This is a genomic window from Fulvivirga kasyanovii, from assembly GCF_009711405.1.
GTDB classification, from domain to species: Bacteria; Bacteroidota; Bacteroidia; order Cytophagales; family Cyclobacteriaceae; genus Fulvivirga; species Fulvivirga kasyanovii.
This window is the reverse complement of record NZ_SMLW01000476.1, coordinates 1-12,882: the sequence shown is the minus strand read 5'-3', so window position 1 is coordinate 12,882 and position 12,882 is coordinate 1. Positions and strand designations below refer to the sequence as shown.

9 protein-coding genes are annotated in these 12,882 nt (G+C 47.6%); 5 read left to right on the top strand and 4 right to left on the bottom strand.

What is annotated here, in order from left to right; translation table 11 throughout:
* The 3 genes from E1163_RS08805 to E1163_RS08795 all read right to left on the bottom strand — a co-directional run.
* On the bottom strand, window positions 1–353 hold a 353-nt coding region (locus E1163_RS08805), incomplete at its 3' end, for a hypothetical protein (protein WP_155171071.1).
* On the bottom strand, window positions 353–6,817 hold the full coding sequence (locus E1163_RS08800) for an RHS repeat-associated core domain-containing protein (RefSeq protein WP_155171070.1): 6,465 nt from the start codon (window positions 6,815–6,817) through the stop codon (window positions 353–355). The genes E1163_RS08800 and E1163_RS08805, both read right to left, overlap by 1 nt.
* Window positions 6,818–6,984: 167 nt before the next feature.
* Window positions 6,985–7,296 carry a hypothetical protein gene (locus E1163_RS08795; RefSeq protein WP_155171069.1) on the bottom strand — a complete coding sequence of 104 codons (312 nt, stop codon included), beginning with the start codon at window positions 7,294–7,296 and terminating at the stop codon, window positions 6,985–6,987.
* Window positions 7,297–7,504: 208 nt separating this feature from the next.
* Between E1163_RS08795 and E1163_RS08790 the strand changes: the two genes are divergently transcribed.
* From E1163_RS08790 to E1163_RS08770, 5 genes are all read left to right on the top strand, one after another.
* Window positions 7,505–8,074, top strand: a complete 570-nt coding sequence (locus E1163_RS08790) for a hypothetical protein (protein WP_155171068.1) — start codon at window positions 7,505–7,507, stop codon at window positions 8,072–8,074.
* A 3-nt stretch (window positions 8,075–8,077) separates the two neighbouring features.
* On the top strand, window positions 8,078–9,817 hold the full coding sequence (locus tag E1163_RS08785) for a tetratricopeptide repeat protein (protein ID WP_155171067.1): 1,740 nt from the start codon (window positions 8,078–8,080) through the stop codon (window positions 9,815–9,817).
* Entirely contained in the window at window positions 9,810–10,538 is a 729-nt protein-coding gene (locus E1163_RS08780) for a LytR/AlgR family response regulator transcription factor (protein WP_155171066.1), read from the top strand. The genes E1163_RS08785 and E1163_RS08780 overlap by 8 nt, the downstream gene beginning before the upstream one ends.
* 28 nt (window positions 10,539–10,566) lie before the next feature.
* Complete coding sequence (locus E1163_RS08775) at window positions 10,567–11,181, top strand: Lcl C-terminal domain-containing protein (RefSeq protein ID WP_155171065.1); 615 nt, start codon at window positions 10,567–10,569, stop codon at window positions 11,179–11,181.
* A 426-nt stretch (window positions 11,182–11,607) separates the two neighbouring features.
* On the top strand, window positions 11,608–12,114 hold the full coding sequence (locus tag E1163_RS08770; RefSeq protein WP_155171064.1) for a hypothetical protein: 507 nt from the start codon (window positions 11,608–11,610) through the stop codon (window positions 12,112–12,114).
* Window positions 12,115–12,234: 120 nt separating this feature from the next.
* On the opposite strand, the gene E1163_RS08765 is transcribed toward E1163_RS08770, so the two are convergent.
* Complete coding sequence (locus tag E1163_RS08765) at window positions 12,235–12,819, bottom strand: Crp/Fnr family transcriptional regulator (protein WP_155171063.1); 585 nt, start codon at window positions 12,817–12,819, stop codon at window positions 12,235–12,237.
* Between the last annotated feature and the right edge of the window lie 63 nt (window positions 12,820–12,882).

Here is a 12,882-nt window from a genome sequence, read left to right as displayed (position 1 = left end):
TACCATTCGTTGGATACGGTAATCGGTTCTTCACCCACCTTTGATCCATAGTCGTTTGTGCCTCTGAATAAAATATTGGAAACATCACCGGTTTGTGTCGTATTACCAATCTTTTCCCAAAGACCCATTTTGATACCAAGCTTTGTAGCACAATGGGAGTAAAAATCTACTTTTTCGTTTACTATTTCCGATAGTTCTGGCTCGGCGCTAATCGGATAAACTTTCTCAAAAGCTCTGATTACATCGCTGTTGAGTTGTGTAGTGTCAAGTGCTACCAACTGAAAATACTTCTTATGGTTATCGTCAATTTTAGCCGAAAAAACATCTCCTATTTTTGTATATACCCTAGCCATTATTGTATACCGTGTTTGTTCCAGTGTTTTGGGGCGATTGAGTTAATACGGTTTTCAAGTGCCCCTCCGTTCTTTTTCATGCCATATTGATTGATCAACGTCTGTTCCTGGACCCTGGCATCTGTCCTTGATAAGTTGGTCGATCCATTGATCACGCTGTAATCCAAGGTAGATCTCGGAGAACCTGATCTTCCATGCTCAGCAAAACGCTTTTCAGGCGGCCGGTTGGTGATGCCAATATATCGAACATTACCCTGAGCATCGGTACCCTGATAAACAACATTGGTATTGCAACCACCGACATTATGAACCAGTACCCCTGCCGTGCTAACCCGGTAGTTGTGCTGGTGCTCTACCGTAAAGTTATATACTATTCTGGAATCACTGACCAGACTTGTTCCGCGAACCACCTGCACCTGACCATCTGCTGTGCCCAGTGTATCATCACTGTTGAGCCATAAGGCGGGTTTCCAGCCACGCTGGGTCCAGAAAGGGTGTTCTGGTGTAGCGGTAATCGTGTCTCCGGCCAGATAAATTTCTATCAGGCGATGGGCTTCCCGTTGTGAGGTCTCAGTGACGGCATTTAGTTCGTCTGTGCCCCGGGCTTCATTCCAGGTCCATACCAGGTCTCCTTTGCGAATAGAGTCGATAGACACCAGGCCATGTTCAGTCTGAACCAGCGTTCCGGCCACAAAGCACATGGATTCGCCTTGCTCATTGGTCACGCCGCAATCACATCCGGAGAGTGACTCGGTGGCGCCATCCACGGCATCATTTCCAAACATATCTGCACTTCCGCCGCCAATTATATCTGCCGATGAGGTTTCACCGATGGCCGAACCTGCTGCATCTGTTCCTACTTCAGCAAGGGCATCGGCACCGGTTTCTATCCCGGCATCTATTCCTGCCTCTATACCGACTTCGGCAGTAGCTTCTGCTCCCACTGCTACAACAGCTCCGGCGTCCATGGCAACTTCCTCCGGAATTGCTGCCCCGGCAGTTGCGACTGCTACCCCAACTTCCGCTACGGCCGTAACGGCTACCGTTACCCCCATCAGGATATCGCCGGCTACGCTATGTCCGCTCGGATCATTGTACTTGATGGGATTGTTCAGCACATACGCATACCGGTTCAGTACGTCCGCCTGCCAGGGGTGGCCTCCCAATTGCGTATCCGAGGTAATAAACCTTCCGGTGACCGGATCATAGTACCGGGCGTTGAAATAATAGAGACCGCCGCCTTCATCCAGCTCTTTTCCTCCGAATTTGTACCTGAAATTGTCTGGCCCTGATGACTCTGGCTGATAAATCTGGCCGTATGGCAAATACTCAAGCTGACTGCTTACAGTGCCTTGCCCGGAGGTGGTTAAGCGGGTGTTACCAATATGGTCCTGATGAAAATACAGGGTGCCCGACTGTGGCAGTCCCGTACTACGGTCAACTTCCTGCACTGCACGGTCTGTCGATGATTTTTGCTGGCTGATGGTTGCAATGAGCCCATCCTCGTTTAGAATGTTTTTGGTATAAACCGTACTGTCAGCATACTGAGTAACCTCAAAATTGGGCGAGGCATAGGTGCTGATTACATTGCTGGTAAAGTTGGTTTTTCTGACACGTCTGCCTTCGTGGTCATACAGGTAGGTGTACAGGAGCCTGCCATCTTTCTCCACCTGACGAAGCTGGTTAAAAGCATCATACTGATATACATAGGAAGCCGTATGGCCACCTTCGTTTACCTGACTTAGTTTGCGGTTCCCGATAGGATCATATTGGGCGGCAAATATTGTATCAGTTGCATTGGCCTGGGATGTCCCCAACATTACCTGATAGTTTTCATAGGAAAAGATGGTCCCGTCTTTCAGGGTCAGGTTGCCCGAATGATCGTAGGCATAGGTCTTGTTGCCATAGATACCTTCCGCCGTAAGTAGTCTGCCGGTGGGGTCGTAGGTGTAGGTTTGATCATAGGCAGGATCGACCAGGTCATTGATCGTATGGATCTGCAAGGCATCATTCCACTGGTAGCGCTTGTCCGATATCGAAGCCCCGCTTCCTTGTTTCAGCGAATAGCTGATGAGTTTACCAATAGGCGAATAGGCATATTGCTCCGAAACCTGATTACCATAAAGGGCCTTCAATACCTCATTGCGGGCATCGTATTGCTGATATTGAATGAGGGATTGGGAGGTGGATGCAGATGCCCCGGCGTCCAAAAGTGTAATACTTTCCAGCAGTCCTTCCGGGGTATAATGGTAGGACTGTACAGCCTCATCCGGGAATACGAGCGATGCTACACTTTGATCCGGATTATAGGTTTGCACCTGAGTGTATGATTCTCTATCGAGATAAAGTGTGGTGCTGTCAGGGTTTCCGAGGCGGTCGTAAGTATAGGTGTAATAGAATCCCGGTTCTATGATCACTTTGGCGAGCTGGCCCTGAGTGTTGAGGTGATCTTTGAGGTCGTACTGGTACTGGATGTTCTGTCCCGCAGATGTCTGTTTCCTCAGAGGTCTCCCCAGCGCATCTTCATACACTTCGATGGTGTCCTGGTTCGCTGTTATTATCTGTCGCTTGCGGTTCAGGTCATTGTACCGGAAGTAGTTAGTACCCAGACTGGCGTCAATGAGCTTAGTCATCCGTCCCTGGCCGTCATACTCTATTTGGGTCTCGATGTTTTGCGGATCAGTGATCTGGTAGGGGCGGCCTAAAAGATCGTAGTAGACAAGGGTTTGCTCATTGTTGGCGTTAACCTCGGTAGTATATTTCCTGCTGGAGTTATAGTAATCATAAGACAGTGTCATGGACGCCTCGTCTTCGGTGCCAACTGAGTGCGTAACCACTACCGATTTACCGGCATACTGTACCTTGGTGATCAGGCTGTCCTGGTCATCTTTTGGTATACTGACCTGTTTGATCCTGTCAGCCGCATCGTATTCAAGCCATACCCAATAGGCCGTGGAATCCTGAAAATAGGGGAGCGAGCGGGCTGTTACCTGGTCGTTACTGTTGTAAACTATTTGTTGCAGGACAGCAAGGCCGTCCTGACCGAAGGTTTGCTTTTCATACGAGCGGATGAGGCCGTCGTAGTAAGTTTTGGCCTGTTTCCAGGCTGTTCCTTCCCAGTTGAGCAGGGTCTTTCGCTGTGTGATGTAACCAACATCATTGGGAAGGTAGGAGATCTGGGCCAGGCTGACCATCTGGCCTTCCGGGTTAGGGCCCTGTAGTTCGGAAACACGCCCCAGGTTATCCAGGAAGAGGTTGATTGTGCTGCCGTTGGGATCAGTAACGGACTTGATCTTTCCAAACCGGGGGTCAAATTCCAAAACGGTAGTAAGCCGATTACCCCATTGATTGGGCGGGGTGATCCGCCTGGAGGGAAAGGTATGATAAACCGATTCGTATTGAATCTCTGTTGTATCACCTGCCTGGTCGATGATATACCGTGAATTACCGTAGGCATCGTATACATAACTGGTATCGATCCACTGGCTGGCATTCGCCCAATACTGTTTGTTTTTTACCCACTGAGTTTCCGGGTCATAAGACATGGTCATCAGGCTCAGCGTGTCTGACCAGTCAGGGGCAGGGCCGGAAAAAGATTGTGTGAGATAGCCAATCCTCCAGTTTACCGTGTCGTTCTGGTACTGGTTCTGGGTATAAAGGGTAGTGGCGGTTGCCGTATCGCCCTTATCTGTGATCAGATGGACGTTTCCAAAGTCATCATATTCATAGTCTGTAGCGATGGTGTAAGCATACCGGCCGTCATCGTAGAAATATGTCCGGCTTCTGGTCTGGTTGACCTGGTAGAGTGTGCCACCGGTAACTGCCTGCTCTTTTACCTCATAGCCCAGTTGGTTTTTATTGAGTATTTGGCCTTCCAGGGAATATGTGGCGGAGGAGTCGGTTTTTCCTGATAGAGGAAAGGGCTGCCGGTAGTAGGTGTGCGTGATGTTTTGAGCAGAGCTGTCAGTCATGGTTTGACGCTGGAAGCCTAGCCAGCCCCGACCGTTGCGATCTACTCGGGCACCTGCATAAGAATAGGAGTAGGGATAGCGCGCACCTCTTCCGTCGGTTTGGACATAGTTTGCCACCGCATAGCTGGGCAGTGTAACATTCATGATCGAGGTGATCGCCCCGACTGTCGGTGTTGTGGCTGCTCCGATGGTGACCGTTTCACCGGTAACTCTGTTAAGCAAGCTGTTGACCGGATAGGTGCCCTGAGCCGAGAGGCTCTGATCCATTTGATATACCTGCTTGTCTGTTAGTGGTTTATAAGCCACTTCGAGAAGCCCGCCGATACCATTATCTATGCTGTCAACCAAATCCGGGTATGGTGTGTCGGCGAGGATCCGGGTAAACTGGAAATGAGGAGTTACACCGGAGAGTGTTTCTGTGAGTAACAAGTCGGTCAGGCCGTCGCCATTAACATCCATAGGCATGGGGTTAAGCCCCGCCCTTACGTCATCGAAAACCAGTGGCACACCCGGCTGGAAAGCTTCCCCGTCTGAGAGGTAGCTGATGTACTCAAAGGCATCCGTATTGGAGCTGACTACATACAACAGGTCTGTATGGTTATCACCATTTGACTCTGCCGCCATTAACCATCCGGAACCGGGGTACTTCTGGGATTGAGATTTGGGTATAAAGCCCGCTCCTGTTGAAAAATATGTGGTGAGGTAGAGTGAATCCGTGCCCAGATAAGCATAGACCAGTTCGCTGTTACCATCTCCGTTGACATCGGAAGCGAGTAAGTCACCTCCGGATGCTTTGTAAAAGGGGAAACTTTGTGTTTCTCCCTGTACATAACTCTTGCCTTCGCTGGAAAACAGCGGAGTGACCTCAAAAGGTTTGCTGTAATTATCTTTGAGCACATATACGAGGTCACTCATTCCATCCCCGTTGACATCCAGCGTGTTAAAGGCTCCGCATCCGCTGGAAATCGTCAGGGTCTGACTGGGTTCAGGCTGGTATCCCGCACCTGATGCTGTAGATAGAAAATTGATTACCCTGACCTGCGACTCATCCCCGGAGCAGGAAACAATCACGCCATAAACCAGATCGGTCAGTCCATCACCATTGAGGTCGGCTGGCTCCAGAAATGCATTGGTTTCTGATCCGAAGTTGATGGTGTCCGGTGCTACGTAGTCTGCCGGAGGGTCAAAGCCCTTGCCATTGGATATAAAGGTAGTTACTGTAAGTCCATCGCTTTTGGATACCTTGATCAGGTCCCCCAGGCCATCACCATTTCTGTCCACCGCATAAAAAGCCCCACCATTGTCATTGGAGAAATTGATGGAGTCTGATGTTACGAATGTCTCTCCATCAGAGAGGTAGGCGTTGATCTGGGTAGGATTGACTTCACTTCCTATATGATTGACATTTGCAAAATCAATCAAACCGTCTCCGTTGATATCCATGGGCATCAACTGGCCGGTTTTGATCTGTTTTGCCAGTACGTTAGGGGTGGTAAACCTTAGAGGAGACCCTCCCTGCCAGGAGAATTCCGTTGCCGGAAGGCATTGTTGTTGGGCATCACATTCCCGGATATGAACCAGTTGGCTTCTGCCGGTGGCCGGACTGTATGTATAGTCCAGCAGGTAGTTGAGTACATTGGTGTTGTCAACATACGTGCTGATTTGCGTCAGTCGTTTCGTCGTTCGCACCACGCCACCTGCTTCATACCGTTCTTCCACATCGGTTCGGTCCTCATAAAAAAAGCGGACTGAGCGCTGAGGGGCCAGCCCGGTGTTTTCATTGCCGGTGTATTGAATTTCAGAGAGCAGGTAGCTGCCATTTTCAGCATCCTGATGGTATTCGAAGGTCATGTAGTTGCCCGCCAGGTCTGTAGCTTTATTAAGCGCCCACACCCGGATCCCTTTTCCGGAAGTCGACTGGACTTGTGCATCTTCTGTTCCTCCGTATTCGAGTTTGTAGCCTTTTTTGGTGATCACTTCAAACCGGCAGGGGCCGCTGCCGCAAGAGCCGAAGGCAGTCACTTTTTTCCAGCTCTCGTTCTCTGTATGGTAGATTGAACCGTCGGCCCCATAGGCACCCGCCGTATTGATAAGCCGGGAGCCATTGAGGGCAAACCGGTCAAGGTCATCATAATTTACACTGCCTGTGAAACCATCCTGGGCTATCGTAGCACCGGTGCGTTGTATGGAGGCAAGGCCATTCATGGAAAAACCCATACCCAGCAGTCCGTTTCCGCTGTTGCTGGTGTAGGCCACTGCCAGTTTAGGTGCTACTTTACCTATACCGGGCGGTACAGAGATGGGGATGTTATAGGTTGCTGCCCCGGATGAGTTGACCTGGAATGTGCCTTGCAAGGCGCCGGGATAGAACGGAGGATCAGTAGTGGCGTCTTCTCCCGTTTCAATGAACATAAAAGATAAAAACAAGGAGATAAGTACTCCGGAAATGGCAAGGGTAATTGTCTTTCCCGTGAAGAAATGATTTCGTCGCATGTTGAGTAGAAATTAGGTTTGAGAAGTAGAAGCTTTGAGAAAATGCGGAAACAGGATGTTAGAGTGAGAATCCATACCTGACTTATTCATGGGTGTTTCCGTAAAACCGGTTTCCGGCATGACCTTAAGCGATCCGGTAAGGACCGCTTAGGATCTTCCGGGGCATTTTAGCTCACATCAGCCAGTACCAGTACTTCGACCGTGCCTGACATGATGTCGTTTTGATCTTCGTTGCAGTAAAGAAAATTGAGATTGACATTGACCTGATTGCCATTTACCGACTGTACACTGGGAAGACACTTCCGGATACTGGCCTCATGGTTATGCTCTCCGTTGTCGTAGCTTACATTAATAGACTGTATCGCTACCCAGGCCTTGTTGTTAGTGATACTGTTGCACTGAAAAATGGCCGTTTGATTGCCGCTATAGGCCTGGTCAGCGCTAACTGAAAAACTGAGGGTTTGACATTGTAGTGCCATGATAATTAGAATTTTATATGATAAAACTATGGTAATCGACCTGATTACACTTCGAATTTGGGGGAGAAACGGGAGCCTGAAAAATGAAATGAGTGACTGAACGTAACCACCGGGTGGTTGTGCGAATTTGCTGAGTAAATGGTTTGGAAAACTCAAATTCCAATCTATCTTTGATTTACCCTAATTGCTAGTGTAACCCCATATTCAAATGACAAAGGAAATACAGCCGACAGTTGAGCCGGACACAGAGAAGGATTATCAATTCACACTTGAGTACTCTTCCAGGCAACTAAAACAATACCTGACTGCGTGCATGAATCCCGGAACCCGGCTTCAGCCAAACAAGGTAGATAGTTTGGTTCAGCTTGTGATGTCTGGCCCGCGGGGAACAAGATTTAATCCATTCATAGGGGAGATCCCTCAAGCAGCGGATAAAGTCACCTGGACTTTGCAGGACACCGAACCTGACGCGGATGATGTTGGTGAACCCACCCTGCATTACATTGGGTTTTATTCCCTTGACCCTGATCAGGCTTCGGTCACCACTTCTTCTTATTGGAACGACTACTTTGATCTGGACAAATACTCTGTAGTGGCTCCCAACGGATGTCTGTACCAGTCATCTGCCGATAATACCAATAAGGTCACGATCGGGCTTAGGAAGGACAGGGGCGAGTTACTGATAGGCTATGGAGCGGTTTTTACCATTAATATAGGTCGAACCCTGTATTGTTGCCGGATAGACCCCATTGCCAACATCAGATCGGGTAACCCCTGATCCGTGTACAGGTGCTGGATATTGGCCCTGCTGCTTTTGTTCAATCCTGCAGCCGCGCAGGATCAAAAGGTAGCAGACAGCCTGAAACAAATTTTGCCGGAGCTTTCTGATGACTCATTAAGGTATGCGGCACTCTACCGGATCATAGCCAATGAAGGCAGCCCTGAGCAGGCATTGGCCTCTGCAAACCAACTTTTGGAAATCGGGGAGCGGATCGGTGACCCTTTACGGATAGCAATGGCCTGGGAAGAGACGAGCCTGGCACATCGCAGGTTGGGAAACCTGACCCAGTCGGCCAAGGCTGCAATGAATGCACAATCTATTTATACCAAAGAAGGTAAGACAGACCAATTGGCGGCCAGCCATGCGCAACTTGCTTCTGCCTGGGTATTGGAAGGGCAGTACCCCGAAGCGATCAGTGAATATACTGCGGCCCTCAAGATCTACCGAACCGTAAGTGATACGCTCCGCCAATGCCTTACCCTACTGAATATGGGCGAAGTTTACCGGTTAGACGAGCAATTGGACTCTGCCATCAGGTATTTTCAGGAAGCCCTGCTATTGAATAAAAGCGCTGATGAAATTGTAGAGGGTTACAGTACGGGCAATCTGGGTATGGCATATTATACACAAGGAAAAACCGACTCTGCCCGCACGCTATTGGAAACCGCCATCCGGCGGCTGGAGCCACTTGGTGATCACTACTCGGTTTCTATATACAGGTTTGAATTGGGGAAACTTTTTGTTGACTCGGGGTCAATTCCGGAGGGAAGGGAAATCATGCTGCGAGCCCATGCCACAGCAATTCGCGAAGGACTGAAGGAGCAGGTGAGGGATTTTAGCAGGGAGCTTGCCGGCCATTTTCATACCCATGGAGATTTTGCGAGAGCTTACAGCTATCAGCAGCAGTATCATACTTATAAAGACAGCCTGCTCAATATTGACAATGTGCGTCGGGTAGAGCAGATGCGGGGCCAATATCAGGTTGATCAACGCGAAGCTGAGATTACATTTCTCAACCAGCTTAATGCCAGCAGGGAACGTGTACTGTGGATTTTAGGTGTAGGAGCGCTGGTTTTAGCCCTTTTGTCGCTCCTGTTGTATCATTTCTATCGTCAAAAAAACAAGGCGAACCGTGTACTGGCGCGGCGAGAGGAGGAGAAGGCTCTTCTGCTGCGCGAACTCAACCACCGGACCAAAAACAACCTGCAAATGATCTCCAGTCTGCTCAACCTTCAGTCGGCTACTCTTGATGATCATCTTGCTGACCTGGTACGGGAAGGCCGTTATCGTGTAGACAGCCTTGCACTGATCCACCAGCGGTTATACCAGCAGGGTTTCACTTATATTGAAATGGATGAATATCTTGGTGAGCTGATCAGCCATATTGGTGAGGGTTTTGATCCCGAAGCCAACCTGGAAACGGAGATCGAGCCCTGTACGCTACATGTCGACCGCGCTATCCCTCTGGCACTGATTGTCAATGAGCTTCTGACCAATGCATTCAAATATGGAAAAAATGGGAATGGCCACCCGGAAATCCGGGTTGAACTGAAACGCATGGAGCATCATAACCGTCTGGTGATTCATGACCGTGGCCCTGGTATTCCGGAATCCGACCCGGCCGCCCTTAAATCCTTTGGTTTGAACCTGGTATATTCGCTGGCTCGTCAGCTAAATGCTGAACTCACTTTGGATACAACGCTTGGTACGCAGTGGACTTTAATATTGAATAATGGTTGAAAAGGTTAAAATACTGATTGTGGAGGATGAGGCCGTACTTGCTATGGATATCGCTTACAGGCTCAAACGGTTTGGTTATGAGATCTTTCCGCCCGTACATGGGCCGCATGAAGCCTTGACCAGTCTTGAACGTGGGCAGCCTGATATCTGTGTTCTGGACATTCACCTGGCAGGGGGCGAAATGGATGGAATAGAGCTGGCCCGGAAAATCAATGCGCAATACGGGCTGCCTCTGATCTTTCTTACTTCTCATGATGATGACCTGATGATCAACCGGGCCAAAGAGGTTAATCCCGCAGCTTATATCCTCAAGCCATTTAATGACAAGGAGGTGAGGATTGCCATCGAGATCGCCCTGGCCAACTCATCCCCCTCTGCAAACCGTGCTCAACGTGCCGATGCGCTTTCCATCAACGATTCGCTATTTCTCCGCAATGGACAGCATCATGAGCGTGTGAAATTTGAACACATTCTTTGGTTGAAAGCTGATGATAACTATACTGAAATCCATACGGCTTCCAAAACTTATGTTTATTCCATAGTGCTTAAAAAGATGGAGGAGAATCTGCCCGAACAGTTTTACCGGGTACACCGGAGCTTTATGGTCAATAAAGAGTGTATTTCCGGGTTTGAAGGCAATAATCTATTGATCAACGGAGAGAGAATCCCGGTCAGTAAACCCTATCGCTCCATGGTTTTTAGCTGGTTCCGTGTGATCTGACGTTTTAGATATTTAATATTTATTAGTAATGAGAATTATTTTTATACTTATGTGGATGGTGATGGCTATTGCAGTAGCATGCACCGGTAAAAAAGCAAGTGATACAGATAAGGAAGATAGTACTGTCGCCACGCCTCAGGCAGATACTGCCAGCACAAACATCAATGAAGGTGCAGTGTTGACTGACCAACCTTTGATAGACTCTACCCTGATCGTTGTGGACACCCTGACCGGGTTGGTATGGATGAAGAACGACTTTAGTTTTATGGAAGGGCGCTTCCTGAAGAAATGGGACGAGGTGTTTGAGTGGCAGGATAAAATGAATGCGTTAAAATATGCCGGCTTTGAAGACTGGCGTGTGCCAACGATCAGTGAATACAGAACGATCAATAAAAACAGTGAGGACAGAGCGCAGTATGCCTTAAAGTTTAATGAGATCGACTCTGCCTCAGCCTGGGGTGATGGTGCTTATTCTTTCTGGAGTGCAACCACACCGAACGAACATACAGCAAGCTATATGAGCTTTATTGATGGTTTTGCCACCTCAGGCCATCGGGAAAAGCAGATGGGCTATGGTAGGTTGAAGGGAGAATTAGGTATGAGCGTACGACTGGTACGTGGGGGAAAAGCTACTGCTGATTAAGTCCGGTAGGCTTATTTTGGATAGTGTTGGTAGCATGAGGCGTGTCGCCTATCAGATGTATTGGGATATTAAAATCAACAATTGTCACTATTGTTAAATTAAAGTACTTCTGTAATCGTGTTATAAGCATTGTTGCGTTTTGATGGGCAAGGGCATATATTCTTTGTTTTAACAATGAAATTGCATGGATTTCTTTCGGAAATTTAGATAAGCCCGGTAAATACTTTCTTAAAAGAAGGTCAATTTTCTCAAAATTAAATATAAACCTTACCTGTATCCTGAAACTGTAAAATATCATTATTATTAAAAACTCGTAATTTACACCTCGGAATAGTTGGTACGGCAATATTTTGTGAAGGAAATTATGATATTGACATGACGAAGTTTGTTAAGGATAAAAGTGCTAACATCCTTAATTTTTTAGCAATGAACAGAATTGTTACGCAATTCTCTCAGGCAGAGGAAGGAAGGGAGCAACCGGCAGTTGGGACATTGAACATTTCAAACGAAACTTTTGCGGAATTTTTTTACGAGCTCAATGAGCTTGAGGTTCATTATCTGGCTATTGGATACATTGCAGGTGCTTATCATGGATACCCGAGGGCATGTGGCAGTGTGGAGCTTTGGTTAGCATATGATGATGAGAACCTGAAAAAACTACAGCACCTTTTACATCTAGGGCCTTGGCTAAATACCAGTGAAGAAGGGCAGCGGGTAAAGTTCAGGGGAGAAACTTTTAATCTTACCACATACCTCCGGTTGTTGCATTATTCTCAACACGAGTTTTACCGATGCTATGCAGAGGCAGAGTCGGCCATTATCCTGAATACTACCATACCTGTACTTGGAAAGAGAGATTTTATCAGGGAGAAGATGTCTTCCCCCAGGTCGGAGGACAGGAAAATGATCGAGGCGCTGGAAAGCCACGGTTAATGCAGGATTGCAAAACCTATACTCCGGGTCACCGTATAATCTAATGTTTAAAATATTAAGTCCGGGAATTCTGCTGAACAGGTAAAAAGTGCTGGTTTATGTGAGTCTTCCCGGCACCAATTATCCCCCTCCGGTCAATCCTTTTGCTTTCATTTCATTCAGCGTTCTGTTTAGGCTACGGATAGTTATCCCGAGATAATTGGCAATATCCTGCTTGGAAATTTGAAGTAACAGATTAGGGAATTCATTGATAAGCCGCATAAGGTTGTCTTCTATAGCATGAGATTGATTGTAGCCGTGCCGGAGTGCCTTGTATCTTACCTTGTTGGCAATCGCTTTTAATATCAGATCGTTGAACTTGCGGTCTGATTTCAGCAGCTCATGGAAATCTTCGTTTTTGATTTGAAATACCTGTAAGTTGGTAATGGCTTCAATAGCGCAAAAACTAATTTGGCCGTTAATCGCTTCTATTTCACCAAAAATTTCACCTTCAGAGAAAAACTCCTGGATGAAATCCTTTCCATTGTCCTCACTTAAGTAGCACTTGGCTATGCCGCTTTTAATGATATAAACTGATAATACCCTTTTCGCCTGCCGGATAACCTTTTCTTTGGGCTGGTAATCTTGCACTGTAAAATATTTACAGCTTCCTGCTTCGTAAAGCTTATTGACATACACCAACAGATCGCTATTTACTCTTACCATATTTTACCGGCGGGACAAATGTCCTTTGTTATCAAAAGCGGTTGTTTTTCCTTTGTGAAAAGG

Excerpts from the sequence above, each read along its gene's own strand:
- E1163_RS08800 (WP_155171070.1), bottom strand. The coding sequence starts at position 6,817 with ATGCGACGAAATCATTTCTTCACGGGAAAGACAATTACCCTTGCCATT.
- E1163_RS08795 (WP_155171069.1), bottom strand. The coding sequence starts at position 7,296 with ATGGCACTACAATGTCAAACCCTCAGTTTTTCAGTTAGCGCTGACCAG.
- E1163_RS08790 (WP_155171068.1), top strand. The coding sequence starts at position 7,505 with ATGACAAAGGAAATACAGCCGACAGTTGAGCCGGACACAGAGAAGGAT.
- E1163_RS08780 (WP_155171066.1), top strand. The coding sequence starts at position 9,810 with ATGGTTGAAAAGGTTAAAATACTGATTGTGGAGGATGAGGCCGTACTT.
- E1163_RS08775 (WP_155171065.1), top strand. The coding sequence starts at position 10,567 with ATGAGAATTATTTTTATACTTATGTGGATGGTGATGGCTATTGCAGTA.
- E1163_RS08770 (WP_155171064.1), top strand. The coding sequence starts at position 11,608 with ATGAACAGAATTGTTACGCAATTCTCTCAGGCAGAGGAAGGAAGGGAG.
- E1163_RS08765 (WP_155171063.1), bottom strand. The coding sequence starts at position 12,819 with ATGGTAAGAGTAAATAGCGATCTGTTGGTGTATGTCAATAAGCTTTAC.